Annotated in this window: 21 protein-coding genes and 3 tRNA genes; 10 read left to right on the forward strand and 14 right to left on the reverse strand. The window is 67.5% G+C overall.

Annotated elements, in window-relative coordinates:
• Positions 1 to 41: 41 nt before the first annotated feature.
• A complete protein-coding gene (locus AC5P5X_RS02850; RefSeq protein WP_005410417.1) occupies positions 42 to 602 on the forward strand; it encodes a DUF3011 domain-containing protein in 561 nt (186 codons plus the stop codon).
• A 168-nt stretch (positions 603 to 770) separates the two neighbouring features.
• Positions 771 to 974: a hypothetical protein gene (locus tag AC5P5X_RS02855; protein WP_005410416.1), complete on the forward strand. Its 204-nt coding sequence runs from the start codon at positions 771 to 773 to the stop codon at positions 972 to 974.
• A gap of 68 nt (positions 975 to 1042) precedes the next feature.
• Here the strand turns inward: AC5P5X_RS02855 and dxs are convergent, their stop codons facing one another.
• From dxs to AC5P5X_RS02890, 7 genes are all read right to left on the reverse strand, one after another.
• On the reverse strand, positions 1043 to 2950 hold the full coding sequence (gene dxs, locus AC5P5X_RS02860; RefSeq protein ID WP_032964317.1) for a 1-deoxy-D-xylulose-5-phosphate synthase: 1908 nt from the start codon (positions 2948 to 2950) through the stop codon (positions 1043 to 1045).
• Between the two features lie 105 nt (positions 2951 to 3055).
• The gene (locus tag AC5P5X_RS02865; RefSeq protein ID WP_005410414.1) at positions 3056 to 3721 is read right to left on the reverse strand and encodes an HNH endonuclease; all 666 of its coding nucleotides are present in this window, start codon (positions 3719 to 3721) and stop codon (positions 3056 to 3058) included.
• A gap of 634 nt (positions 3722 to 4355) precedes the next feature.
• Entirely contained in the window at positions 4356 to 6146 is a 1791-nt protein-coding gene (locus AC5P5X_RS02870; protein WP_065183448.1) for an acyl-CoA dehydrogenase C-terminal domain-containing protein, read from the reverse strand.
• A gap of 65 nt (positions 6147 to 6211) precedes the next feature.
• Entirely contained in the window at positions 6212 to 6688 is a 477-nt protein-coding gene (locus AC5P5X_RS02875; RefSeq protein ID WP_049395301.1) for an LEA/WHy family protein, read from the reverse strand.
• A 169-nt stretch (positions 6689 to 6857) separates the two neighbouring features.
• A complete protein-coding gene (locus AC5P5X_RS02880; RefSeq protein ID WP_033833224.1) occupies positions 6858 to 7409 on the reverse strand; it encodes a lipocalin family protein in 552 nt (183 codons plus the stop codon).
• A 193-nt stretch (positions 7410 to 7602) separates the two neighbouring features.
• Positions 7603 to 7678: transfer RNA gene (locus AC5P5X_RS02885), tRNA-Phe, on the reverse strand.
• Positions 7679 to 7751: 73 nt separating this feature from the next.
• Positions 7752 to 7827: transfer RNA gene (locus tag AC5P5X_RS02890), tRNA-Phe, on the reverse strand.
• 337 nt (positions 7828 to 8164) lie between these two features.
• Between AC5P5X_RS02890 and curA the strand changes: the two genes are divergently transcribed.
• Positions 8165 to 9190 (forward strand): NADPH-dependent curcumin/dihydrocurcumin reductase, encoded by a 1026-nt coding sequence (gene curA / locus AC5P5X_RS02895; RefSeq protein ID WP_012480862.1) that lies wholly within the window; start codon positions 8165 to 8167, stop codon positions 9188 to 9190.
• Positions 9191 to 9263: 73 nt separating this feature from the next.
• Here curA and AC5P5X_RS02900 read toward each other — a convergent pair whose 3' ends face one another.
• Positions 9264 to 10106 carry a bifunctional transcriptional activator/DNA repair enzyme AdaA gene (locus AC5P5X_RS02900; RefSeq protein ID WP_005410409.1) on the reverse strand — a complete coding sequence of 281 codons (843 nt, stop codon included), beginning with the start codon at positions 10104 to 10106 and terminating at the stop codon, positions 9264 to 9266.
• 132 nt (positions 10107 to 10238) lie between these two features.
• Between AC5P5X_RS02900 and AC5P5X_RS02905 the strand changes: the two genes are divergently transcribed.
• A complete protein-coding gene (locus tag AC5P5X_RS02905; protein ID WP_005410408.1) occupies positions 10239 to 11000 on the forward strand; it encodes an SDR family oxidoreductase in 762 nt (253 codons plus the stop codon).
• 6 nt (positions 11001 to 11006) lie between these two features.
• Here AC5P5X_RS02905 and AC5P5X_RS02910 read toward each other — a convergent pair whose 3' ends face one another.
• Positions 11007 to 11492 (reverse strand): hypothetical protein, encoded by a 486-nt coding sequence (locus AC5P5X_RS02910; RefSeq protein ID WP_024958085.1) that lies wholly within the window; start codon positions 11490 to 11492, stop codon positions 11007 to 11009.
• A gap of 161 nt (positions 11493 to 11653) precedes the next feature.
• Between AC5P5X_RS02910 and AC5P5X_RS02915 the strand changes: the two genes are divergently transcribed.
• Positions 11654 to 11824, forward strand: a complete 171-nt coding sequence (locus AC5P5X_RS02915) for a hypothetical protein (RefSeq protein WP_005410406.1) — start codon at positions 11654 to 11656, stop codon at positions 11822 to 11824.
• A gap of 61 nt (positions 11825 to 11885) precedes the next feature.
• On the opposite strand, the gene AC5P5X_RS02920 is transcribed toward AC5P5X_RS02915, so the two are convergent.
• A tRNA-Ala gene (locus tag AC5P5X_RS02920) sits at positions 11886 to 11961 on the reverse strand.
• A 237-nt stretch (positions 11962 to 12198) separates the two neighbouring features.
• Here AC5P5X_RS02920 and AC5P5X_RS02925 point away from each other — a divergent pair.
• Entirely contained in the window at positions 12199 to 14529 is a 2331-nt protein-coding gene (locus tag AC5P5X_RS02925; RefSeq protein WP_329762587.1) for a TonB-dependent receptor, read from the forward strand.
• An 88-nt stretch (positions 14530 to 14617) separates the two neighbouring features.
• Here the strand turns inward: AC5P5X_RS02925 and AC5P5X_RS02930 are convergent, their stop codons facing one another.
• Positions 14618 to 16690 (reverse strand): DUF4034 domain-containing protein, encoded by a 2073-nt coding sequence (locus tag AC5P5X_RS02930; RefSeq protein ID WP_111189835.1) that lies wholly within the window; start codon positions 16688 to 16690, stop codon positions 14618 to 14620.
• A 539-nt stretch (positions 16691 to 17229) separates the two neighbouring features.
• Positions 17230 to 18309 carry a ribonuclease D gene (gene rnd / locus AC5P5X_RS02935; protein ID WP_024958088.1) on the reverse strand — a complete coding sequence of 360 codons (1080 nt, stop codon included), beginning with the start codon at positions 18307 to 18309 and terminating at the stop codon, positions 17230 to 17232.
• Between the two features lie 84 nt (positions 18310 to 18393).
• Between rnd and AC5P5X_RS02940 the strand changes: the two genes are divergently transcribed.
• Both AC5P5X_RS02940 and AC5P5X_RS02945 read left to right on the forward strand, forming a co-directional pair.
• Complete coding sequence (locus AC5P5X_RS02940; RefSeq protein ID WP_495215891.1) at positions 18394 to 20286, forward strand: formylglycine-generating enzyme family protein; 1893 nt, start codon at positions 18394 to 18396, stop codon at positions 20284 to 20286.
• Positions 20287 to 20374: 88 nt separating this feature from the next.
• Positions 20375 to 21271, forward strand: coding sequence for a M48 family metallopeptidase (locus AC5P5X_RS02945; protein ID WP_049448381.1), 897 nt, complete (start codon positions 20375 to 20377; stop codon positions 21269 to 21271).
• Between the two features lie 612 nt (positions 21272 to 21883).
• Here the strand turns inward: AC5P5X_RS02945 and xseA are convergent.
• The gene (gene xseA, locus AC5P5X_RS02950; RefSeq protein ID WP_099490309.1) at positions 21884 to 23215 is read right to left on the reverse strand and encodes an exodeoxyribonuclease VII large subunit; all 1332 of its coding nucleotides are present in this window, start codon (positions 23213 to 23215) and stop codon (positions 21884 to 21886) included.
• Positions 23216 to 23259: 44 nt separating this feature from the next.
• Positions 23260 to 24330: a tRNA epoxyqueuosine(34) reductase QueG gene (gene queG / locus AC5P5X_RS02955; protein ID WP_111189837.1), complete on the reverse strand. Its 1071-nt coding sequence runs from the start codon at positions 24328 to 24330 to the stop codon at positions 23260 to 23262.
• Between the two features lie 23 nt (positions 24331 to 24353).
• On the opposite strand from queG, the gene AC5P5X_RS02960 reads away from it, so the two are divergent.
• Both AC5P5X_RS02960 and tsaE read left to right on the forward strand, forming a co-directional pair.
• Positions 24354 to 25838 carry an NAD(P)H-hydrate dehydratase gene (locus tag AC5P5X_RS02960; protein WP_111189839.1) on the forward strand — a complete coding sequence of 495 codons (1485 nt, stop codon included), beginning with the start codon at positions 24354 to 24356 and terminating at the stop codon, positions 25836 to 25838.
• Positions 25835 to 26317: a tRNA (adenosine(37)-N6)-threonylcarbamoyltransferase complex ATPase subunit type 1 TsaE gene (gene tsaE / locus AC5P5X_RS02965; RefSeq protein ID WP_033834691.1), complete on the forward strand. Its 483-nt coding sequence runs from the start codon at positions 25835 to 25837 to the stop codon at positions 26315 to 26317. The genes AC5P5X_RS02960 and tsaE overlap by 4 nt, the downstream gene beginning before the upstream one ends.
• Positions 26318 to 26381: the final 64 nt, after the last annotated feature.

The raw sequence follows: 26381 nt of genomic DNA on the forward strand, positions 1-26381 counted from the left end.
ATCCCGGATGCTTGCGCCATCGTATTCATCTGGAGATCTCGATGGGCAAGGCACTCACCTGGCGTACCCTGGCCTGCACCCTGCTGCCGATGCTGGCGGCGGCGGGTGGCGCCCAGGCGCAGAGCTATGGCTACGGCTATGACGACGACCGCTACGGTGGCCGCGAAGGCAGCGGCATCGTGCGCTGCGAGTCGATCAAGAACCGTAGCAACGAGTGCCGTCTGGAGGGCCGCGCGCGGATGATCCGCCAGTTGTCCGGCTCGCCGTGCGTGGAAGGTGAGACCTGGGGCCAGTCGCGCTATGGCGTCTGGGTGACCCAGGGCTGCCGCGCCGAGTTCGTCGGCGAGTACCGTCGTGGCGGTGGCTGGGGCAATGGGGGGGGCTGGGGCAACGGCAACGGCAACGGTTGGGGCGGCGGTGAGGTGATCACCTGTCATTCCAATGGGCATCGCCAGGAGTACTGCGACGCCCGCATCCGCCGCGGCGTGCGCCTGGTTCGCCAGGATTCGCGCAGTGCCTGCATCGAGGGCCAGACCTGGGGCTGGGATCGTCGTGGCATCTGGGTCAGCGACGGCTGCCGGGCACAGTTCCAGGTGAACTGAGCGTGCCCCTCTAAAATCAGAAAAATCTGATACAGCTCACATTTTGAATTGCCGTATCTTCTGCGATCAGGGCATCTCTGTGTGTCCCTGATCTGTTGCGACGATGCCTGCCGTGATCGGCAGGAATGTCCCGCTACCGTCGATACGCTGCCTCAAGGAGTGAGCCGCATGTTGATCCGCCTGCAATGCGAACAGCGCCAATGGCGCGTGCTGCATCCGGACCGGCCGGAGCCGATCGATTTCCGCGACGGTGCCCGCGCCTTCGACTTCGCTGAAACCCTGGCGCGCCTGCACTTTGTCGATACCGGGCAGCGCGCTGCCGTGCGCGTGGAAGCCAGCGGCGCCTTCGTGGAAGCGGTCAGCTACGGCTGAGGGCGGGGGGGGCCGGCCAGGTCCTGTTTCCGGGCCCCGCTATCCACGCCATGCGCTGGCAATCGGCCTCAGCCCGCCGCGCTCAGCGGCGGGGTACCTGTGGCCAGCTGCGGCCAACGCTTGAGCACGGCCGCACGGATGCCCGCGGCGTCGATGCCTGCTTCGGCCAGCAGGTCCTCGCGGCTGGCATGGTGCTGGTAGCTGTCGGGCAGGCCCAGGTGCAGGATCGGGCGCAGCACGCCTTCGGCATTGAGCAGCTCGCCGACGCCTGAACCGGCGCCACCGGCCACCACGTTGTCTTCGATCGTCACCAGGCCCTCGTGCTGGGCGGCGACAGCCAGCACCAGCTCGCGGTCCAGCGGCTTGATGAAACGCATGTTGACCACGCTCAGGCCCAGTTCGCGGCCGACCTGCTCGGCGGCGGCCACGGTGCTGCCGAAGGCGAGCAGGGCAATGCGGCTGCCCTGCAGGCGCAGTTCGCCCTTGCCGATCGGCAGGGTGGACAGGTCGGTGCCGGCTGCAACGCCGGTGCCGGTGCCGCGCGGGTAGCGCACGGCGGCCGGGCCCGGGTGCTGCAGGCCGGTGCTGAGCATCTGCCGGCACTCGGCTTCGTTGGACGGTGCCATCACCACCAGGTTGGGCACGCAGCGCAGGAAGCTCAGGTCGAGGTTGCCGGCATGGGTCGCACCGTCCGGGCCGACCACGCCGGCGCGATCGATCGCGAACAGCACGTCCAGGTCCTGGATCGCCACGTCATGTACCAGCTGGTCGTACGCGCGCTGCAGGAAGGTCGAGTAGATCGCCACCACCGGCTTGCCACCCTGGGTGGCCATGCCGGCGGCGAGGGTGACCGCATGCTGTTCGGCAATCGCCACGTCGAAATAGCGCTGCGGGTATTCCTTGCTGAAACGCACCAGGCCGGAGCCTTCGCGCATCGCCGGGGTGATGCCGTACAGGCGGGGCTCGGCGGCGGCGGCATCGCACAGCCAGTCGCTGAACACATCGGTATAGGTCGGCTTCTTGGCACCGGCCTTGGCCACCAGGCCCTTGTCCGGATCGAACGGGCCCACGGCGTGGTAACCGATCTGGTCGCCTTCGGCCGGCTCGTAGCCCTTGCCCTTGGTGGTCATCACGTGCAGCAGCTTCGGGCCCTTGGAGGCGCGCAGCGTCTTCAGCGTGGACAGCAGGGCGGGCATGTCGTGGCCGTCGATCGGGCCGGTGTAGTGGAAGCCCATCTCCTCGAACATCGTGGACGGCACGAACATGCCCTTCCAGTGTTCTTCCCAGCGCTTCACGAAACGCGCCGGGTTGTTCTTCTTGTCACCGAGGATCTTCTTGCCGCCTTCGCGCAGCGCATTGAGCGTCCGGCTGCCGGTGGCACGGCCGAGCATCTTGGTCAGGCCGCCGACCGCCTCGGAGATCGACATGTTGTTGTCGTTGAGGATCACCAGCAGGTTCGGTTCCGGGTCCATGCCGCCGGCGTGCATCAGCGCTTCGAAGGCCATGCCGGCGGTCATCGCACCGTCACCGATCACCGCCACGATCTTGCGGTCGTCGCCTTCGGACTGGCGGGCAATGGCCATGCCGAGTGCCGCCGAGATCGAGGTGGAGGAGTGGCCGACGCCAAAGGTGTCGTATTCGCTCTCCTCGCGCTTCGGGAATGGCGCGACGCCGTCCTTCTGCTTGACGGTGTGGATCTGGTCGCGGCGCCCGGTCAGGATCTTGTGCGGGTAGGTCTGGTGACCGACGTCCCAGACCAGCTGGTCGACCGGAGTCTGGTACAGGTAGTGCAGGGCCACGGTGAGTTCGATCACGCCCAGGCCGGCGGCGAAGTGGCCACCGCTCTTGCCCACCGATTCGATGAGGTAGGCGCGCAGTTCGTCGGCAACCGCCCTCAGTTCGGATTCGTCGAACGTGCGCAGGTCATCCGGCGTCTGGATGCGCGCGAGGCGGGGATAGCGGGCAGAGTCGATCATCATGTTCGCACTTTTTCTGAATGCCCATTTTCGCCCTCAAACGGGGGTGGGGCAAGCAAACGCCGCCGTCCGTGACAGGACGGTGAGGGTTGCATTTTCAGGCGTTCAGGTGCTCAGTTTCGACCGCTTGGGCAATTGCGCCTTCAGGAAGGCCATCTGGTCGGCCAGGATGTTGCGGTTGGACAGGATCAGGTGCTCGATCCAGCTGGGCCGGTAGGGCACGGCCAGCAGCGGCATTCCGGCCTGCTGCGGGGTGCGGTCGCTCTTGCGCGAGTTGCAGTGGAAACAGGCGGTGACCACGTTTTCCCAGCAGTCCAGGCCGCCCTTGGACAGTGGCACGACGTGGTCGCGGGTGAGCGTGGGGCGGTTGAACTGCTGGCCGCAGTACATGCACAGGTGGGCGTCGCGGGCGAACAGGGCCGGGTTGGTCAGGTTCGGCGTGGGGTCGATCGCGCGGGAGCGGGCATGGCCGCGCGCGGCGATGATCGGGTGCAGGTCCATGCCGCTCTGCAGGCCGCTGAAGCGATTGGTGCCGCCGTGGATGTGCAGGCAGGGATCGCCCAGCGTCCAGGCCACCGCTTCGCGGGCGTAGAGGCACGCCGCATCCTGCCAGGTGATCCAGTCCAGTACGCGTCCGTGGGCATCAAGCGAGAGCAGCCGGACCGAACCGGGGCGATGCAGCGTCGTGGCGTTGGGCGATGCTTCGGCGCCCGGAGCAGAAAACGGAGCTCCGGCTTCGATCAGACCCAAGCGTGTAGTGTCTGTCTCCATCGGGAGAACAGCTTATACCTGAATGTTGACGATTTGTGTATCGCCTGTCGGCGATACGCAAATCGCAACGATTCAGGTCCGCGCATTCCTCCTAATCCCCCGCACCTGTCGGTGCGCCCCCTTTAGCAACCCAGCCCGCCGTTGGCGCGCTGGGTTGCCCGCGCATTCTTCCTAATCCCCGCGCCTGTCGGCGCGCCCCCTTTAGCAACCCAGCCCGCCGTTGGCGCGCTGGGCTGCCCGCGCATTTTTCCTAATCCCCGCGCCTGTCGGCGCGCCCCCTTTAACAAAAGGGGGCTCTTCTCCAGAGGGATTTAGGGAGTTCTCATCCACGCGTGGCGTGGATCTACGCAGATCGCGGGGAACTGTCAGAGGCGGGGCGGTGTGGGTTGGCAGGACCGTTGGCGCCATGGATGGCGCCATCGAGCCCCCAGGGGTGAGGGCGCTTTGCTTGCGAAGCACTGCTTCGCAAGCGCCCGAACGCACAGTCGCCAGCGGCTGGGCCGGACCGCGGAGCGGGGGTTTACGGCGTGTCCTGCCAGCCCACACCGCCCCGCCATCCACCGGGATCCAGCTGTTGCTATTGCGGTTGCCGGGCAGCGGCCGGCACTACCGCGGGTGCCGGGCGGCAGCCGGCTCAGGCGCCGAAGCGCTCGTCGTCCATCGCCATCAGCGGGGCGGCGCCGGCCTGGATCGCGGCGGCGTGGCTGAGGGTGCGCGGCAGCACACGGGCGAAGTAGAAGCGGGCGGTTTCGCGCTTGCCCTGGGCGAAGGCGGCGCCGTGCGCGCTGGCGTCGGCGGCGGCCACGCTGCGGGCCCACCAGTAGGCCAGTACCACGTAGCCCGAATAGAACAGGTAGTCGTAGCTGGCCGCACCCAGTTCGTCTGGATTGCCGGCCGCGCGCTGCAGCACGTCCAGGGTCAGCTTGCCCCATTCGGCGGCCTTGGCGCGCAGCGGGCCGATGAACTCGGCCAGCGCTTCGTTGCCTTCATGCTCCTTGGCGAAGGCTTCGATCTCGGCCAGCATCAGCTTCAGGCCGGCGCCCTGGCTGGAGGCGGTCTTGCGGCCGATCAGGTCCAGCGCCTGGATGCCGGTGGTGCCTTCATACAGCGTGGTGATGCGGGCATCGCGGGCCAGCTGTTCCATGCCGTGTTCGCGGATGTAGCCGTGGCCACCGAAGCACTGCAGGGCGTTGTAGGTGTTCTCGATGCCCCATTCGGTCTGGCAGGCCTTGGAGATCGGGGTCAGGAAGCTCACCAGGGTGTCGGCGCGCTCGCGCTCGGCGGCATCCTCGGCATGGTGGGCGACGTCGATCAGGGTGGCGGCGTGCAGGGCCAGCAGGCGGCTGCCTTCGACCAGCGACTTCACCGTCAGCAGCATGCGGCGCACATCCGGGTGCACCAGGATCGGGTCGGCCGGCTTGTCCGGGAATTTCGCACCGCTCAGGGCGCGCGACTGCAGGCGTTCACGGCTGTACTTCAGTGCGTTCTGGTAAGCGCGCTCGGACAGGCCGATGCCCTGAAGGCCGACGCCCAGGCGCGCGGTGTTCATCATGGTGAACATGGCCTGCAGGCCCTTGTGCGGCTGGCCGACCAGGTAACCCTGCGCACCGTCGAAGTTCATCACGCAGGTGACCGAACCCTTGATACCCATCTTGTGCTCGATCGAGCCGCAGCGCAGTGCGTTGCGCTCGCCGACATTGCCATCGCGGTCGACCTTGAACTTGGGCGTGACGAACAGCGAGATGCCCTTGGCGCCCGGAGGGGCGTCGGGCAGCTTGGCCAGCACCAGGTGCACGATGTTTTCGGTCAGGTCGTGCTCGCCGGCGGTGATGAAGATCTTGGTGCCGGTGATCGAGTAGCTGCCATCGGCGTTCGGCTCGGCCTTGGTCTTCAGCAGGCCCAGGTCGGTACCGCAGTGCGGCTCGGTCAGGCACATGGTGCCGGTCCAGCGGCCCTCGATCAGCGGCTTGAGGAAGGCCTCGTGCTGCCAGGCCTCGCCGTGCTGCTTCAGCGCTTCGATGGCGCCGTGCGAGAGCAGCGGGAAGTTGCCCCACGCCAGGTTGGCGGCGTTGATCATTTCGTTGAGCGGCACGCCAAGGGTGTGCGGCAGGCCCTGGCCACCCAGTTCCGGCGAGGCGGTCAGGCCGGTCCAGCCGCCATCGACGAACTGGTCGTAGGCCTGCTTGAAGCCGGGCGGGGTGGTCACTTCACCGGTGGCCTGGTCGAGCACGCAGCCGATCTCATCGCCAACGCTGTTGAGCGGGGCCAGCACGGTGGCGCTGAAGCGGCCAGCTTCTTCCAGCACGGCATCGACCACGTCGGCGGTGGCGTCGGTGAAGCCCAGGCGGGCGAACAGGGGTTCGACCTTGAGCACGTCGTGCAGGGCGAAACGGAGGTCGGAAAGCGGGGCGGTGTAGCTGCTCATCGGTACGTCTCGATTTGATCAGGGCAGGGGAGAGCGGCGCCAGGCGCCGCGACGGAAGGTGGAAATCAGCGCAGCACGCCCGGCAGGCCCGGGGCCTGGTTGAGGGTGCTGCGGCTGCTGATATCGAAGCTGCGCTGCTTCTTTTCCTGCGGCGTGGCCGCGACCGTTCCCTTCAGGCCATAGGCCAGGGTGCGGTTGCCGGCCAGTGCATCGGCCACCACCAGGCGTGCGGCCGAACTGGGCACCAGGTCGACATTGATGACATCCGCAGAGGTGCCGCCGATGGAGATACCGGGCTTGGCCTGCAGGGTGCCGGCGTCGCTGTCGCCGACGGTCAGTGCCAGCGAGACGTCATCGAAGGTCATCGGCATGGAGCTGTAGTTCTGCAGGCGCAGCGCCACGGTCCAGTTGCCGTCGGCGCGCACGGTCAGCTGCTGCAGGCTGGCCGCCGGTTCCGAAACACGCTTGACGATGCCGTTGCCACAGGCGGCAAGGGCGAGGGTGCTCAGGACGATCAAGGCGATACGGAAACGGTGGAGCATGGGCGCAGGTCCTCTGGAGGCGGTGCGTTGGAATAAGCATACTACGGCGTATGGTCGTTTGGATCGCCTGTGGCGAGCCGTCGCAGAGGGTAGCGCGTGAAAATGGCGGCGGGGCGTGCGCAGCGCTGGATCTTCGGGCGCACGGTGCGCGTACGGATTGAACTGCGGCTCAATCGGCGGGCGTATCGCGAAGCGGGGCCATCAGGCGCAGCGGGCGCAGGTCGTAGCCCATGGCTTCGGCTTTTTCCTTCAACTGCTCGAACCGGGCGCGATCCATTTCCGGCAGGCGCGAGAGGATCCACAGGTACTTACGGTCCGGTTCACCGACCAGGGCCCACTGGTAGTCCGGGTCCAGCGCCAACACCCAGTAGTCGGCCCAGACCAGTGGCACCCAGCTCAGCCAGTCCGGAACGAAGCGCACCTGCAGTTGGCCGGGATGGCCAGCCACCGGGCGTGCAACGCCTTCGGCGATTACGCGTTCTCCGTCGGCGTTGCGGCAGGCATTGGTGACACTGATGCGGCCATCGCGGCGCAGCCCGTAGTTGGCGGTGATCTCGCCGACGCACTGCTTCTGGAATGACACCGGCAGGTGAGCGATCTCGTGCCATTGGCCTGCATAGCGGTCGATGTCCAGCGTGTCGACTGCACGCACCGGTTCGGCGGCGATCACCGGGGCGGCGGCCAGCAGCAGGCAGGCGAGCAGGGTGGGGCGCAATTGCATCGGCAGGCTCCGGCAGGAATCTGCAGCGTAGGTGCCGCGGCGGGTACCGGTGTAAATGTTTCGTCAACCAGACGGCGGTGGCCCGGCATGGATCGAGGCCATGGAAGGGGCCAGCGCCAGGTAGACCCACGCCATGCGTGGATGGCAGGCCGCACGCAAAAAAAAGACCTGCATTTCTGCAGGTCTCTGAAGATGGTGGCCGAAGACGGAATCGAACCGCCGACACGGGGATTTTCAATCCCCTGCTCTACCAACTGAGCTACTCGGCCAAATTGTGTGGCAACCGTGATCAAACCCGGTTTCCGGAAAAAAAAGACCCGCATTTCTGCAGGCCTTCGAAAGTGGTGGCCGAAGACGGAATCGAACCGCCGACACGGGGATTTTCAATCCCCTGCTCTACCAACTGAGCTACTCGGCCACATGTTTCGTTGCAGCGAGGTCGCTGCCAAGGACGCGTATATTACGGAGGTCGGCTGCCTTCGGCAAGCGTTTTGCCAAGATTTCTTCACATTGCCGTCTGCGGGCTCGCAAGTGCTTGATCCTCCGTTGTGGGACGGGGGCGTGGTCAGTCGATCATCGTCTGCGGTGGAAATCAGCAGATCGCCGCGATCGCCAAAGCTGCAAGGCCAAGGACTGCGCCCGGACCCGCTCCGCGCCGGTCCATGGAACGCTGTTTTCATGGCCGTTGCCGGCGATCGTTGCGGCGTAGTGTCGGCATTCCTTTCCTGATGCTGGCAACAGCAGAGCCGGTCACCATGTCCGATTCCCTCGCTACCTCCCGTATCGTGCTGGCCTCGCGTCCGCAGGGCGCACCAAGCGCGGCCAACTTCCGCCTGGAACAGGCTGCGCTGCCGGCATTGGGGGATGGCGAAGTGCTGCTGCGCAACCGCTACCTGTCGCTGGACCCGTACATGCGTGGACGCATGGACGAGGGCCCGTCGTACGCCGCGCCGGTGGCGGTGGGCGCGGTGATGGAAGGGCAGACCGTGGCCGAGGTGCTGCAGTCGAACGCCGAGGGCGTAACCACAGGTGAGTTGGTGCTGGCGCCGGGTGGCTGGCAGACCCATGCGGTGCTGCCGGCCAAGGCGCTGGGGCGTCGGCTGGATCCGGCCGGCCTGCCGTTGAGTACCGCGCTGGGGGTATATGGCATGCCCGGCTTCACCGCCTATTCCAGCCTGCACGAAATCGCCCGTTTGAAGCCGGGTGAGACGCTGGTGGTGGCTGCCGCGACCGGGCCGGTGGGCGCGACCGTCGCCCAGCTGGCCAAGCTGCAGGGCGCGCGCGTGGTCGCCATCGCCGGTGGCGAAGCCAAGCGTGCCTACCTGCAGACGCTGGGCGTGGACGTGGCGCTGGATCATCGTGCGGCCGACTTTGCCGAACAGCTGCGCGCGGCGGTGCCCGCGGGCATCGACGTGTATTTCGAGAACGTGGGCGGGCACGTGCTGGATGCGGTGCTGCCGCTGCTCAACGACTTCGCCCGCATTCCAGTGTGCGGCACCATCGCCACCTACAACGAGCGGGGCATCGAGCAGCCCGGCCCGGACCGGTTGCCCGCACTGTTCAGCCAGATCCTGCGCCAGCGCCTGACCGTGCGTGGTTTCATCGTGCACGACTTCAACCACCTGTGGCCGGACTTCGAACGCGAGATGCGGCAGTGGCTGCGCGAAGGTCGCATCCAGTACCGCGAGGATGTGGTGGAAGGGCTGGAGAATGCGCCGGAGGCGTTCTTTGGGCTGTTGCAGGGGCGCAACTTCGGCAAGCTGGTGGTGAAGCTGGATTGAGGGCTTGGCGGCGTGCCGACCAAGGTCGGCACCTACCGGAAGCTGAGCGTGCCGATCAAGGTCGGCACCTGCTTCAGGCAGTCGAGGCCTTTTCCCGGCGCAGCAGTTCGCGCTTGCGCGCTACGCCCCACGCATAGCCGGACAGGTCGCCGTCGCGGCGCACCACGCGGTGGCAGGGCACCGCCACCGCCAGCGGGTTGCTCGCGCATGCGCGGGCCACCGCACGGCTCGAGCGCGGGGCGCCGATGCGCGCGGCGACATCCGCATATGAGGCGGTCTGCCCGCGCGGAATCTGCTGCAGTGCCTGCCACACCCGTTGCTGGAACGCGGTGCCGCGGATATCCAGCGGCAGCGTGGCGCCGCGCGAAGGATCCTCGACCAGGCCTACCACCTGTGCCACCAGTTGCTCATAGCCCTGGTCGGCACCGACCAGTTCGGCCTGGCGGAAGCGTTGCTGCAATGACTGCAGCAGTGTCTCCGGATCGTCGCCGAGCAGGATCGCAACCACGCCGGTGGCACTGCTGGCCACGAGCACGCTGCCCAGTGAGCTTTCGGCAAGCGCGAAGTGGATGACTTCGCCGCGGCCACCTGCGCGCCATTGCTTGGGCGTCATGCCCAGCAACTTCGGTGCGTTCTCGTAGAAGCGCCCACTGGAACCGAAGCCGGCATCGTGGAAGGCATCGGTGATGCGCTCCTGTTGTTCCAGTCCGGTGCGCAGGCGGTCGGCGCGCAGCGCGGCGGCGTACTGCTTGGGGGTCAGCCCGGTGGCCTGCTTGAACAGACGATGCAGGCGCGTCGGGCTGCAGCCGGCGATGTCGGCCAGCTCCTGCAGCGAAGGCTCGTCGAGGCTCGCCTGAAGGTGGCGGCAGACCCGTTCGACGCGGGCATCGAAGGCGGTGGTGGCGGTACTGTCCATGGCCGGATTCTGGCACGTGCCGGTGCTGCGGAAACTCCGTTTCCTGCACCGACGGGCCAGGCCCGGAAACGGAGTGTCGGCAGGGGAGATGCGCGGCATCGTGGCGGCCACTTCACAACCGGTACTGCCACCATGCGCCTGAACAACAAGATCGCCCTCATCACCGGAGCCAGCGCCGGCATCGGCCGCGCCAGCGCGCTGCGCTTCGCCGCCGAAGGGGCGAAGCTGGTGCTCAACGCACGGCGGCCGGAGCCGCTGCAGGCGCTGGCCGAGCAGATCCGTGCCGCCGGCGGCGAGGTGGTGGTGCATGCCGCCGACGTGGCGGATCCGGCCACGGCCCCGGCGCTGGTGGAACTGGCCCGGCAGTCCTTCGGTGGCCTGGACATCGCGCTCAACAATGCCGGCATGCTCGGGCCGGGCGTGCCGGCGGCGGAGTTCCCGGTGGACGCCTGGCGCGAGGTGATGGCGACCAATCTGGATGCGGCCTTCCATGCGGCACGCGCGCAGTTGCCGGCACTGTTGGCGCGCGGCGGCGGCTCGCTGGTGTTCGTTGGCACTTTTGTCGGCCACACCGTGGGCTTCCCCGGCATGGCGGCCTATGCGTCGAGCAAGGCCGGGGTGATCGGCCTGAGCCAGGTGATCGCCGCCGAATACGGTGCGCGCGGCGTGCGCAGCAACGTGCTGTTGCCCGGTGGTACCGATACCGAGATGGGCCGCCAGGCCGCACCCACCGGCGATGCCCGCGACTTCGTGCGCTCGCTGCACGCACTGAAGCGCATGGCCGAGCCGGAGGAGATCGCCAACGCGGCGCTGTTCCTGGCCAGCGATGAAAGCAGTTTCGTTACCGGAACCGCGATGCGTGTGGAGGGCGGGGTATCGATCACCCGCACCTGAGCACGGTCACCGACGTGGCCGGTAGCGGATACCGCTGCTGGCCATGAAGCCCTTCGGATCGAAGCGGGCCCATGCCTCGCCCCAGTCGAAGCGGGCGTGGCCGCCGGCCAGCTTGCGCCCCAGCGCCGCACCCAGCGTGCGGCGCATGAAGGTGACTTCGGCATCGATCGCGGCCTGGGTCGGCCAGCCGTCTTCCAACGTTGCACCGGGTAGATCGACGCCCATCGTCACCATGTCGAGCTGTTGCCCGTGGAAGCACAGGCTGATGCCAGCGGGCGCGCCGCCCAGGCTGAGCCGGTGCAGGCTGAGCCAGACGTAGCCGGTGCCGACATCGCGCTCGCCATGCATCAGCGTGACGAAGGCGACACGCGCCTCATCCCGTGCCAGGGTGGGGCCGATCAGAGTCGGCAGATTGCCGAGCTGGATGCTGCCGTCGGTCGCATCAATGATCATCGGCACGGCGTGTGCTGCGCGCTGGGCAGAAGAGGGCATGGCGTACCGGTGGGCGTTGTTCCTCGGATTCTGGCTGCGCGGGGGCAGTGGCGGCAAGCCAGTGCCTGCACATGACGTTGGCGCAGGACTGACCTGTGGATTACCCGCCAGCCTCTAGCGTGGTGCACAGCGTTGGCCTGCCGCCGACGAGGGAGTTTTCGATGAACGAGCGAGACAAGGATCAGGACCCGAAGCAGGGCGTCCAGGAAAGCCGCCAGGACAGGAAGCAGGACGATGTGGCCAAGCAGCGGCCCGGGCAGCGCGACCAACAGGTGCGCGATGCGCACTCACGCGGCCCGCAGCGCAAGGACGGCGACCAGGAGCCGGCCTGAGTTGCCGGCGCTGAAAAGAAAAACCCGCAGATCACGGAGATCTACGGGTTCTTCTGAATAGTGGTGGAGCCAAGGAGGATCGAACTCCTGACCTCGTCATTGCGAACGACGCGCTCTCCCAGCTGAGCTATGGCCCCACGGCAGGGCTTCAGTCTAGCCAAGCGCCTGCCGCTTGCCAAGCCGATCAAAGGAATTTCATGTCGAGGCGCGAGGCACATCAGCGGGTGACTGTGCCGAAACCGCTTGTTTCGCCGGGTTTGGGCGCCGCGCAACGAAATCGTAACAATTTGGGGGATAATGGCGGCTTGCGCAGTTCTCCTCCTTTTTGCCGCCCGGCCCGCGCAGGCCGCACGGACGCCTCCTCAGAGCATTGCATGCCCTCCCATTCCGATTCCCTCCGCCTGTCGGGTCTGTCGTCTTCCCTTGTTTCCTTCCGCCGCCACCCGCTGGCTCTGGCCTGTGCCGGCCTGGCCCTGGTCGGCAGCTTCGGTGCCGCCGCGCAGGACAGCGCGCCGACCCCGACCGGGCTGGACACCATCACCGTGACCGCCGAACACCGCGAGCAGAACCTGCAGGAAGTGCCGGTCTCGGTCGGTGTGGTGCAGGGCGAGCGCATGCGCGACTTCACCGCCGGCGGCGACGACACCCTGCTGGCGCTGTCCGGCCGCGTGCCGAGCCTGTATGCGGAAACCACCACCGGCCGCATCTTCCCGCGCTTCTACATCCGCGGCCTGGGCAACATCGACTTCTACCTGGGTGCCTCGCAGCCGGTGTCGATCATCCAGGACGACGTAGTGCTGGAGCACGTGGTGCTGAAGTCCAACCCGGTCTATGACGTGGACCAGGTGGAAGTGCTGCGCGGCCCGCAGGGTTCGCTGTTCGGCCGCAACACCACCGCCGGCATCGTCAAGTTCGACACCCTGAAGCCGACCCAGGATTACACCGGCCGCGTCAGTGCCAGCTATGCGACCTATAACAGCGTGTCGATCGACGGCGGCTTCGGCGGCCCGATCAACGACATCGCCTCGTTCCGCGTGTCGGCCCTGTACCAGCACCGCGACGACTACGTCGACAACACCTACCGCGGCCCGAGCGCGGACGGCACGGTCAGCCCGAAGAAGAACGCCATGGGCGGCTTCGATGACCGCAACGTACGCGCGCAGCTGCTGCTGACCCCGAGCGACCAGTTCTCGATCCTGGCCTCGGCCCACGCCCGTGATTACGAGGGCACCTCGACCCTGTTCCTGCGCGGTGCGCTGACCAAGGGCTCGAACAAGACCGACGTGCCGCGCGACAAGGTCGCCTACGACGAAGCCGAAAACAACCCGCAGGCCTACAAGACCTACGGTGGTTCGGTGAAGGCGCGTTACGACTTCGGCGCGATCGACTTCACCTCGATCACCGCCTACGAAACCACCTCCGGCTACAGTCGCGGCGACACCGACGGCGGCGCCGCGGTGAACTTCCCGGTCAACGGCGTGCCGAACGGCTACGGCCAGTCGATGGGCCGCATCCGCGACCTGGACCAGTGGACCCAGGAATTCCGCCTGGCCAGCCATGATGACAGCGCCCTGCAGTGGCAGGCCGGTGCGTTCTACTTCAACGGCAGCGACACCACCGACTTCTACCAGCGCGCCTGGTTCCTGCAGGGCGCGGCCCGCAACCCGAACAACTGGGTGCGCCTGCGCAACAAGAACACCTCGTGGGCCGGTTTCGGCCAGCTGAGCTACGCCTTCACCGACAAGTTCACCGTCACCGCCGGCCTGCGCCAGACCAAGGACGAGAAGCACACCCGCCTGCTGAAGACCGCCGATACCGCCGCCGGCGTGGTGACCTACAAGGGCCGCACCGACGTCAAGATGTCCGACACCACCCCGAGCTGGGATCTGAGCGCGATGTATCAGATCACGCCGGAGGTGAGCGTCTACGCCAAGGTCGCGCGTGGCTTCCGTGGCCCGACCATCCAGGGCCGTTCGGCGGTGTTCAATGCCGATTTCACCACCGCCGATTCCGAGACGATCCTGTCCTGGGAAGCGGGCGTGAAGAGCAGCCTGTGGGACAACCGCCTGCGCCTGAACGCCACCGCGTTCACCTACACCGTCAACGACATCCAGCTCAACGGCAACGATTCGGACGGCAATGGCGTGCTGTTCAACGCCGACAAGGCCAAGGCCTACGGTTTCGAAGCGGACATGGAGCTGCGCCCGATCCCGAACCTGACCCTGAGCGCCGGCCTGAGCCTGCTGCACAGCGAGATCAAGGACAAGCGCGTGTATGCGCAGGTCTGCGGCCTCAACGGCCAGGTGGTGTGCACGGTGAATGACCCGACCATCAAGGTCGGTGCCAACACCTTCGCCCAGATCGACGGCAACCCGCTGCCGAACGCGCCGAAGTACAACGTCAACCTGGCCGCCCGCTACGACTTCCCGGTCAGCGATGCCGGCACCATGTTCGTGTCCACCGACTGGAACAAGCAGGGTTACACCAGCTTCGTGCTGTACGACAGCAAAGAGTTCAACTCCAAGGGCGACTTCGAGGGTGGCCTGAAGATCGGCTACTCGGGCAACTACGGTGCCTACGAAGTGGCGCTGTTCGCGCGCAACATCACCAACGAGAAGAACCTCAAGGGTGTGATCGAGAACTACATGGCCGCGGTCTACAACGAACCGCGTACCGTCGGTGTCTCGCTGAACATGAACTGGTAAGGCTCTGGCGCGGTGGCGGGTTCCCCCGTCATCGCACCGCTGGAATGCAAAGGGCGGCCCGGAGTTCCGGGCCGCCCTTTTCGTTGTTTCAGACTGCGGTAAGGTCGCTGTCCTGGCTGCGCTGGCCGAAGGTCAGGGCCCAGGTGGCGCTGTCCACCTGCTGGCGGTCCTGCGCCTGCTGCTTGCGCGCACGGCTGGCTCCGAACCAGCGGCCTTCGCCATTGATCAGCGGCGCCATGCGCACCACGTCCACGTACTCCGGGTCGATCTCGATGGCGCGCTGCAGCCAGGCCAGGGCCAGGAAGGCGTTGGCCGGCACGCCATTGCCGAAGTGGTAGATGTCGGCCAGGTAGCCGGCGGCCCACAGCTTGTCATCGTCGTCACCACGCCACCACAGCGGAATCAAGGCACGTTCGACCGCCTCGCGCTTGTGCGCGTCGTTCTGTCCATCGAAGGCCAGGCAGGCCAGGTTGCGGCAGGTCGGGCCCCATACGCGCTCACCGGCGTCGGCCTCGCGCAGGCAACGCAGGTACAGCTCGCGCGCACGCGCTTCATTCTCCGCGCCGCCTGCGGCGACGAGGCGCACGGCCAGGTTGTAGGTGGCGATCAGGTCGCCGCCTTCCACCGCACGCTCCTGCCAGTAAGCGGCCTTATCCGCATCGGCGAACTGTGGTTGGTCGCGGCCACCGAGGCGGCCCTTGTACAGGTCGCACAGCGCCGACATCGCGCCGGCGTCGCCATCGTCCGCCATGCGCTGCAGCAGCGACAGGCCGGCGGCCTGTGAGACATCGCAGAACAGATTGGCGGCGAACGTCACCGCCGAGGTGTCGTCCTGCTGCGCAAGCTTCGACGCGCGCTGCAGCAGGACACTGGCGCGTGTCGGGTCGCTGGCCTGGCCGAGCAGGCCATGCTCGATGGCGGTGGCGGCCCAGAGCAGGCCGATCGCCGAATCGCCTTCGCGCGCGGCATAGTCCACCACCTGTGCGAACAGTGCTTCGGCACCGTCGACATGGGCGAACCAGGTGCAGGCCTCCAGGTTGCTGAGCCCCTCATGCAGGACCACATCGCGGTCCAATGTCCATGCCTGCTGCAGATCTTCAAGCACCGCCTGCATGTGGTCCGGATCCCACTGCACGACGCCTTCGCTGTTTTCAACGCGGCCAAGACGGTAGCCCAGCCCGGCGCGCTGGGCCAGCACCTGCGCGCGCAGGTGGCGGTCCAGGTGCCAGTCGAGGATCTGCGTGTAGGCGCGCTCGTGCGCGGCCACGGCCTCGGCATCCTCACGGTGGGGCAGATCGCCCATCCAGTCCTGCTCCTTGTGCCACCGCAGCGCGTTGCTCTGCGCCAGTTCCAGGCCACGGCACCAGCTACCCTCGATGAAGTTCTCCATCGCCTCATGGCTGCCGCCCCAGCGCGGGTACAGGAAGTACAGGGTGTCTTCCAGCGTGGCCAGATCGTCCGGGCGCTGCTCCAGCACCAGGCGCATCCAGTACGCCAGTGGTGCGTCGAAATCGTCCTGGCTGCGCTCGCGCAGCAATGGGGGCAGCGTATCCGGCAGCGTCTGCAACGGCGTACCGAAGCGCGACAGCAGCTGCAATGCCTTTGGCCAGGCTTGAGGGTAGTGCTCGGCCAGCGCGGCGTCATCGGATGCGGCGGGCTGCCCGGCCTGCAGCGCACGCAGCCAGTTCGGTTCGCGCAGGTAGCTGGTGATGCGCTTGATGCCATCCAGCGCCAACGCAGGTCGTGGCGACAGCGGTATCGCCTGCAGGTAGGCGTGCACGGCATGATCGCGGGCCAGCTGTGCCGCCAGCCACTGGCTGTCTTCGACCAGTGCGGCAACGTCGGCGCTGCGCAGTTCGCCGGCAGCGTCCTGCCAGCAGGCGCCCAGGCAAAGCCAGGCGTAGTAGCTGCCGGGGGCGGCCGAGGCCCACTGCTGGGCCTGTTGCAGGCGGGCTTCCAGCGTCAGCGTGGCGTCGTGCAGGTTGCGCAGCCGCCAGCGGATGCCGGGCAGCGCATTCTCTCCCTGCAGCCAGGCCAGCTCATGTGGAGCAAGCAACGCATCGAGTTCGGCATAGCGCCGTTCCTGCAGCGCAGTGCGCGCCTGCACGCGCCAGGCAAGGTCTTCGGGGGAAAGCCCGTCTTTTGCAAATCCGTTTGTCATTGCTGCAATCCAGCGAGTACGAGGCTGGACATTAGAAGCGCGGTCGTCAGCGGCGGCAAGCAGGACATGCGGCTGCCGTGTCGGTGGCATTCAGCAGGAGGCTTGAAGGTGAATCCCGTCACCCGGAACAGGCGTTCGCGTTGGGATCGTCCCTGTGCAGCGGAAAGGCAAGCAGCAGCTCGGGCCGGTAGGCGAGTGTGCCCTGGCCCTGTCTCTACGCCTCGATTCCGGGAAATAGCCGTGCACCAGGGCGTGCGGATGCAGCCAGGGTTCGAGCTTGTCCTGCTCGCTGGCAGCGGGGGCCTGTTCGATCAGGCGTGCCGAAAGCGCGAGGTAGTGAACCGAACGGGCCAGGTCCAGCCTGCCCGTCAGCGCCGCGTAGGCGTTGAGCTGGCCGCTGCGATCCATGCAGGAGTGTCGCCGGCCAGCAGCGTGACGATCGTCCATCGCAATATGCCGGAAGAGGGCCATGCAGGCATGCAGCAATGTCCTTGTCCAGCATTGGCAGGGCCGCCCCGTGAGGCGGCCGATGCGGGTTGCTAGTTCGCCGGCAGCAGCGCCTGCAGGCGCGACTCCAGTTCCTGCTGGCGCCAGCCGGCCAGTGCGGCGGGCCATTGGCGACGTTCCAGATAGCTTTCCAGGTGCTTGCGCGAGGCAAGGATGCCATCTGGCAGTCCCAGCTCGCGGCTGCGTTCGGCCACGGCATCCTGCAGCTTCTTCAGCGCCTGCTTGTTGCTGTCGTTGGCCGGCAGCGCCAGCGGCGCGTCGGCTTCGTCGGCCAGCGGCGTGGACAGCGCCTGCCACACGGCGCCGGCCAGTTTGCGCGGTGCCTTTGGGAACTGCTCGAACAGCTTGCCCAGCGCTGCCTCGTCGGCCGGGGGCGTGCGCGCCAGAGTGGCGGCCAGTTCGTTGTCCAGGATCCAGCTTCGCGGGCGGTCGCTGCTGCGTGCCTGCACATCACGCCAGCGCAGCAGGCGCAACAGGCGGTGCTGCGCGGCGTCATCAAGGAACTGTGCCGAGCGCATCGCCAGGTGCGGCCAGCGATCTTCATCGTTGGCGACGCTGGCCAGCAGGCGCTCGCCATCGTCGTGCAACCACTGCTGGCGGCCGAGCGCCTGCAGCCTGGCATCAATGGCGTCGTGCAGCGCGAACAGGTGCTCGACATCGTCGGCGGCGTACTGCAGCTGCGACTCGGACAGCGGGCGGCGCATCCAGTCCGAGCGGGTCTCGCCCTTGGCCAGCGCCACTCCGGTGATCTCCGCCACCAGCTTCTGGTAGCCCATGCCGCCGCCGATGCCGGCCAGCGATGCCCCGATCTGGGTGTCGAACAGCGGTCGCGGCAGCACGCCGCAGGCCCACTTGAAGGCAACCAGGTCTTCGCTGGCGCTGTGCATTACCTTGGTGATGGATTCATCGGCCAGCCAATGCGCAAGCGCCTCGGTCATGCCGGGAATCAGCGGGTCGATGAGCAGGATGTCCTGCCCGACCGCCATCTGCACCAGGGCCAGCTGCGGCCAGTAGGTGCGTTCACGGATGAATTCGGTGTCCAGGCCGATGCGGGTCGGGCGCTGCTGGAAGTACGCTTCCAGCTCGGCGGGGGTGGTGATCCAGGTTGCCACGGGTCAGGGCCTACTACTCGGGTTTGCTCAGGCAGGGGAGAATAGCCTAACGTCGGTCCGCGTCTGTGCCGAAGGAGGCTCTGCTTGCGTTTTCCGTTGTCGCCCGTGCTGTGCACCGCCCTGGCCGTGGCCCTGGCCGGCTGCACGCCGTCGCCGTCCGCGCCGGCGGAACGGGCCGCCAGCGAAGAGGCGCGCGCGGCCGAGGGCGCCGACACCGGCGCCAATGCCAGTTCGCAGGCCGGGCAGGGCAGCGTGACCATCGCCGGTGAAGATGCCGCCGAGGACGTACAGCAGTGGACGCCGCCACGGGTGGACCGCCAGGGCCGCAGCCTGGCCCAGTTGCGGCGCGCCGCCGAGCAGGCGTTCGCTGAAGGCCGGCTCTATGAAGATGCGGATGCCGCCATTCCGCTGTGGCTGGCGGTGCAGGAAGAAGACCCGGATGACCGCCAGGCCCGGCTGGGCCTGCAGCGTGCCCGCCAGCGACTGCAGCAGCTGGCCGATGCCCTGCTGGTGCGGCCGCTGAAGCAGCGCGAGGCGCTGGCCGAGGCCAGCCGCCAGGCACTGGTGTTGCTGACCCTGTCGCCGAAGGACGAGCAGGTGCGTGCGCTGCAGGCGCGGGTGGAGCTGGCGCAACGGGTGGTGGCCTACAACCGTGCTGGCGAGGAGGACCTGCGCTCGGACCGTATCGGTGAGGATGGCGACGGTGCCATCGGCAACTTCCGTGAAGCGCTGGCGCTGGATGAAGACAACAGCCGCGCACGGCAGGGCCTGGCCGCAGCCGAGAGCGGGTTGATCCGCCGTGCCGAACAGGCTGCTCGGGCGCGCGATTTTGCCAGTGCGGGTACCTGGCTGGCCGAAGCCAGCAAAGTGCGCGATTCGTCACCGACGATCGCCGATGCCTTCGAACGCATCGAGCAGATCCGCGCCGCCACGCTGCTGCAGCTGCGTGATGACGGACTGCGTGACCTTGCCACGCCACAAGGCCTGAAGCCGGCGCGCGAGAAGCTGGCCGAGGCGCTTCGCATCGCTCTGCCGGGTGATGCAGTGGTGGGACAGCTTCGCGAGCGCATCGACCTGGCCACCCATTACGGGAGCTTCCGGCCGGGACAGGTGTTCAGTGATGCGATGCGCGATGGGGGGCGCGGACCGCAGATGGTGGTGGTGCCCCACGGTGGCTTCCAGATGGGTGCAGGCGATGCCGAGCCGGGCTCGAGTGATGCCGAGCGTCCGTCGCACTACGTGCGCTTCGATCGCGGCTTTGCCATGGCGATTACCGAGATCACCGTCAGCGATTTCGAGCGCTACGTGAAGGCCTCCAATGCGCGTCCACGCGCGACCCGGCGTGGCCATTCGGTGGTCTACGACGAACGCAGCGGCAATTTCATCCGCCGCAGCGGCGTGGACTGGCGTTCCGACTACGACGGCGGTCGCGCGCTGGGCAACTCGCCGGTGATGCACGTCAGTGTGCGTGATGCCGAGAATTATGCGGCGTGGCTGTCCGAGCAGACTGGCCGCAGCTACCGGCTGCCCAGCGAAGCCGAGTTCGAGTACGCGCTGCGCGCTGGCAGCAGTGGCCGCTATCCGAGGGGCGATGCCGGCGTGCCGCCGCCAGGCAGCGGCAACTTCACCGGCAGCAAGGACGTTTCGCCTTCGGGACGGCACTGGCACAACGCGTTTATCGGGTACGGCGATGGCTGGTGGGGGCCGGCGCCGGTGGCCAGCTTCCAGGCCAATGCCTTTGGTCTGCACGATATGGGCGGCAACCTCAGCGAATGGGTGGCCGACTGCTGGCATGCCAGCTACCGCCGCGCACCGTCCGATGGCGTCGCCTGGTTCAACCCGGGCTGCCGGTCGCGGGTGATCCGCGGTGGCAACTGGGCCAATGCCCCCGAGCAGACCCGCGCGGCCTGGCGGCAGTCCCAGGATTCGGATACCACCAATGCCCGCATCGGCTTCCGCCTGGTGCGCGGCATCTGAGCGGCACCCGGCTTCACCCGCTGCGGGCAGCGGCGCACTAAGATTGCGCCGTGCCCGCCAGCCGGCGGGGCCAGCAGGAAGTCCCCCGATGCGCAACGATCCCTTCTCCCGCTCGTCGCAAGGCCCACAGCGGCGTGGCCTGTTCGGCAACATCCGCTGGTGGGTGCTGCTGCTGGCCGCCGGCTATGCGCTGTTCTACTGGTTCTCCAACCGCACGGTCGATCCGTACACCGGCGAGAAGGTGATGATCGACAGCAGCCTGGACGCGCGCCAGGAAACCGCGCTGGGGCTGCAGGCCTACCAGCAGATCCTGTCGCAGGAACGGCCGATGGACCCCAATGCACCGATCGCGCGCGATGTGCGCGATATCGCCCAGCGCCTGATTGCCAAGGTGGACGTGGTGGAGACCGCGCTGGCCCAGGAGCACGGCGTGCAGCCGGCGCATTTCGCGCGGGATTTCCAGTGGGAAGTGAATGTGATTCCGTCCGACCAGGCCAATGCGTTCTGCCTGCCGGGCGGCAAGATGGCGGTCTATACCGGGCTGGTGCCGGTAGCACGCACCCGCGATGCGATGGCGGTGGTGATGGGGCATGAGATCGCCCATGCGCTGCTGCGCCATGGTGCACAGCGCATGGCCCAGCAGAAGCTGACCCAGATCGGCCAGGTGGCCGGCGCCGCCAGCGGCATGGATGCGCAGCAGCAACAGATGATGATGTCGGCGATGGGCTATGGCTACCTGCTGCCGTATGCGCGCAGCCACGAGACACAGGCGGATGAAGTGGGGCTGATGCTGGCCGCAGCGGCGTGCTTCGATCCCCGCGAGGCGGTGCCGCTGTGGCAGCGCATGGGCCAGGCCAGTGGCGGCCAGTCGCCGCCGGAGTTCGCCTCCACCCATCCCAATCCGGGCACCCGCATCCAGAACCTGCAGGCGCTGATGCCGAAGGCGCTCGAGTACCGGCAGAAGTTCTGCGAGCAGGCAAAGTAGGGGGTTGGTCGGCAGGGCTTGCAGCCCTGCACCTGCCGAAGCAACAGCATCAGCAACAGCAACAGCGTGCATTCCGTGGGATGGCGGGGTGGGTCCGGTTGCGGGGGCCGCTGCAAGTACGTCCATGTAAGCTCGGTCGCCGCATCCATGCGGCTCACGCCCCCGCAACCGGACCCACCCCGCCTTCGACAGATTCTCGCGATCTGTCGGAATGGCGTGGGGTCAGATCCGTTTTCCGTAGGAAAACGGATCTGACCCCGAATTGATTCGATATCTGACAGAGATTCATCCACGCATGGCGTGGATCTACCGACCGTCATCGGGAAACTGTCGAGGGTGGGGCGGTGTGGCTGTGCAGGACCGTTGGCGCCATGGATGGCGCCATCGAGCCCCCAGGGGTGAGGGCGCTTCGTTTGCGAAGCACTGCTTCGCAAGCGCCCGAACGCACAGCCGCCAGCGGCTGGGCCGGACCGCGGAGCGGGGTTTACGGCGTGTCCTGCACAGCCACACCGCCCCGCCAAACCATCAGCAATCCAGAGCCGCTTTGGCTGTTGCTTCGGCCGTTGCTTGAAGCCTCTGCAGGTGCAGGGCGCAGCCCTGCCGACCACCCCTTTACTTGACCTGCACGTCGATCACGCCGTCGCCAACGCGGGCCTGCAGCGCGTCACCGGGCTGCACCTGGTCGACCTTCCGTACCAGCGTGCCATCGTCAGTGCGGGTCAGGATGCTGTAGCCGCGGGCTACGGTGGCCAGCGGGCTGACCGCTTCCAGTGAACGCGCCAGCCCGCGCAGGCGCAGTGCGTCGCGCTCCAGCAGACGCTGCATCGCGGCCTGCGGCCGCCCATGCAGGGCGGCCAGACGGCGCTGCATCGTGTCGAGCTGGCGTTGCGGATGGTGCCCGCGCAGGATCGCCGCCGCATGGCGCAGGCGCGCAGCACGGCGCTCCTGCTGCTGGTTGAAGACCGCATGCAGGCGCCGGCCCAGATCGAGCTGACGGCGGCGCAACAGGTCCAGCCGCGCCTGCGGGCTCTGTGCGTTCAGGCGCAGCAGGGCGCGGTCGGCACGCTGCATCGCCTGCTGCATCGCATGCCGTTGCAGCTGCACCATGCGCGCGGCCGTACGGCGCAGGCGCAGCGCCAGTTCGCGCTGGTCCGGGACCAGCAGTTCGGCCGCCACCGATGGCGTCGGTGCGCGCAGGTCGGCGGCGAAGTCGCTGAGGCTGAAGTCGGTTTCATGGCCCACCGCCGATACCACCGGCGTGCGGCTGGCGGCGATCGCACGGGCCAGGGCTTCGTCGTTGAACGCCCACAGGTCTTCCAGCGAGCCGCCGCCGCGGGTCAACAGGATCACGTCATAGCGGCCACTGGCGTCGGCAGCCTGCAACAGCCGGGTGATCTGTGCAGCGGCGCTGCTGCCCTGCACCAGGGTCGGCAGCAGGTCGACCTCCAGCAGCGGGAAGCGGCGGCCGAGCACGCTCAGCACGTCGCGCACGGCGGCGCCGGTGGGCGAGGTGATCACCGCCAGGCGCTGCACGTGCGCCGGCAGCGGCCGTTTGCGTGCCGAGTCGAACAGGCCTTCGGCCTCCAGGCGTGCCTTCAGCTCTTCGAACGCGCGGCGCAGCGCGCCTTCGCCGGCTTCCTCCATGTGGTCCAGCACCATCTGGTACTCGCCACGGGCGTCGTACAGGGTCACCTTGCCGCGCACCAGCACGCGCATGCCTTCGCGCGGCACGAACTTCAGGTACTGCGCCTTCATCCGGAACATTGCCGCGCGCAGCTGCGCACGCGCATCCTTCAGGGTGAAATACAGATGCCCGGAGGCGGGACGCGCCACGCTGCCCAGTTCGGCCTCGACCCAGATCGCCGGGAAGCTGCCTTCCAGCAGGTCGCGGGCCAGGGTGTTGAGCTGGCTGGGGGTGAGGATGTCGTTGTTGCGTGGCTGCATGGGAACGGCGTGCTGCGGGCGGAACGGGGGCTCAGGATCGCACGTCAGCGTACCGTGTGCTGGCCCAGCGCCCACTGCACGTGTTCACGCACCAGCGGCGAGGGATCATCGACGCGGGTATGCAACGCGGCCAGCGCTTCGGCCGAGGGCGGCGCATTGCCCAGTGCCACGGCAATGTTGCGCAGCCAGCGTTCATGGCCGCTGCGCCGGATCGGGCTGCCTTCGGTACGGCGCAGGAATTCAGCTTCGTCCCAGGCAAACAGCTGGTCCAGACGGGCAGTGTCGAGGTTGTTGCGCGCGCGGAAATCGGCTTCGTCGGTACGCTTGGCGAACTTGTTCCAGGGGCAGACCAGCTGGCAGTCGTCACAGCCGTAGATGCGGTTGCCGATCAACGGCCGCATGTCTTCGGGGATGGCACCGTCGTGCTCGATGGTCAGGTAGGAAATACAGCGCCGCGCGTCCAGCCGCTGCGGGCCGGTGATGGCCTGGGTCGGGCAGACATCGATGCAGCGCGTGCAGGTGCCGCAGTGTGCCGTGGCCGGTGCATCGATCGGCAGCGGGATATCGATGTAGATCTCGCCGATGAAGAACCAGGAGCCGCCATGGCGGTCGATCAGGCAGGTGTGCTTGCCGATCCAGCCCAGGCCGGCATTGCGCGCCAGTGCGCGTTCCAGCACGGGCGCCGAATCGACGAACACGCGGTAGCCCAGCGGTGCCACTTCATCGTTGATCTGCGTGGCCAGCTTCTGCAGGCGGTTGCGCATCAGCTTGTGGTAGTCGCGGCCCAATGCGTAACGGGCCACGTAGGCGCGGCCCGGGTCGGCCAGGGTTGCCCAGGCTTCGGTGTCGTCCTTGTGGCTGTAGTCCATGCCCACCGAGATCACCCGTACGGTGCCGGGCAGCAGTTCGGCCGGGCGCGCACGCAGGGTGCCGTGGCGCGCCATCCAGTCCATCGTGCCGTACAGGCCCTGGCCCAGCCAGTCGGCCAGGTGCGCCTCATCTTCGCCCAGCTCGATGCCGGCAATACCGCAGCGCTGGAAGCCATGCGCACGCGCCAGTTCGCGGATGCGCTGCACGGCCTGGGCCGGATCGACAGGGATGGGGGCGGGGGACATGTGCACCAGTATAAAATCCCCGCATGGCCAACCTTGCCGATCTTTTCGATTCCGCTGCCGCGCGTGCGCTTGATGCGCAGGCCTCGGCGCTGGCCGCCGAGAGTGGTTGGGGCCTGATGGCGCAGGCCGGCCAGGCCGCCTGGCAGTGCCTGCTGCAGCATTGGCCGCAGGCGCAGCGGATCGGCGTGGTGGTCGGAGCAGGCAACAACGGTGGCGACGGCCTGGTGCTGGCCCGCCATGCACGGAAGGCCGGGCGCGCGGTGACGGTGATCGCCTTGCCGGGCAAGCCACCGGCGACGTCGCTGGCACAGCGTGCAGCATCGGAATTCACGTCCGACGGCGGCACCATCACCGATTTCGACGGCGTGCTGCCCGAGGTCGATATCTGGGTCGATGCCCTGTTCGGTCTGGGCTTCGACCGTGCGCCGGAAGGTGTGGCGCAGGCGCTGATCACCGCCCTCAACGCGCAGACGGCACCGGTTCTGGCGCTGGACGTCCCCAGTGGCGTCGATGCCGACCGGGGCGCCGTACCGGGCGAGGCGGTGAAGGCTGCTTTGACCCTGCAGTTCATCGTGCCGCATCGCGGGCTGTATACCGGCGATGCGCTGGATCATTGCGGGCGGAAGGCGTTGGCGCCGCTGCAGCTACCCACGGCCGCATGGCAGGGCGTGTCACCCGCCGCAGAGCACTGGACCCAGGCTCGCTTGCCGGCACTGCTGCCGCCGCGCCGCGTCAATACCCACAAGGGCGAATCCGGGCACGTGCTATGCGTCGGCGGCAACCATGGCAGCGGTGGGGCCATCGCGATGGCGGCCGAAGCGGCACTGCGTGCCGGCGCGGGACTGTTGAGCCTGGCCACCCGGCGCGATCACGTCGGCCCGTTGCTGGCCCGGCTTCCCGAGGCGATGACCCATGCGCTTGAAGATGGCGATGTGCTGCCGGCGCTGCTGGACAAGGCCAGGGTGGTGGCGATCGGCCCCGGCCTGGGCCAGGACGAATGGGCACGCGCAATGTTTGCGCAGGTGCTGGACAGCGACAAACCGCTGGTGGTTGATGCCGATGCGCTGAATCTGCTGGCGCAGGATCCGCGCGCGCTGCCGGAGGCGATCCTTACGCCACATCCGGGCGAGGCCGCGCGCCTGCTCGACTGCAGTACCGCTGACATCCAGGCCGATCGCTACCGCTGTGCGCAGGCGTTGGCCGAGCGCTTCCACGCCGTGGTGGTGCTGAAGGGCGCGGGCAGCATCGTGACGGCGCCCGGGCAGGTGCCACGGCTGATTGCTGCAGGCAACCCCGGCATGGCCGTGGGGGGCATGGGCGACCTGCTCACCGGCATCATTGCCAGCCTGCGCGCGCAGGGCCTGGCCGCCTTCGACGCTGCCGCCACTGGCGCACTGCTGCACGCGCTCGCCGGCGACGCTGCGGCCGCCGACGGCGCGCGCGGCATGCTTCCCACTGATCTGCTGGTGCCGCTGCGGCAACTGGCCAACCCGGAACGCTCTTCATGACTGAATTCTTCCTTGCCGACAGCGATGCCACCGAACTGCTCGGGCAGTGGCTGGCGGCAACCCGACCGCCGCAGGCGCTGATCGAACTGCGCGGCGACCTGGGCGCCGGCAAATCCACCACCGCACGCGCACTGCTGCGCGCGCTGGGCGTGCAGGGCGCGATCCGCAGCCCGACCTACACCCTGGTCGAGCGCTATCCGCTTGCCAGCGGTGGCGAGGCCTGGCACCTGGACCTGTACCGGATCGGCCAGGCCGGCGAACTCGATTTCCTGGGCCTGGACGAGGGCAGCGCGGTGTTGTGGCTGGTGGAATGGCCGGAACGCGGCGCTGGCGCGCTGCCGCCGACCGACCTGGTGGTGGCGTTGGAGATCGAGGGGCAGGGGCGCCGCGTCCGTCTCACCGGAGCCAGCGACGTCGGACATGAGTGGCTGAAGCGGCTTCCCCAAGGGGGCGACTTGCAGGCCATTTCTGTCGGCTGACGAGAACAAAGACCGGCAGGTTACGGATTATTAAGGAAAAAGGTGTTGCATTCCGTTCAGCGCG

This window comes from Stenotrophomonas sp. YJH_SMC_91 (assembly GCF_059368495.1).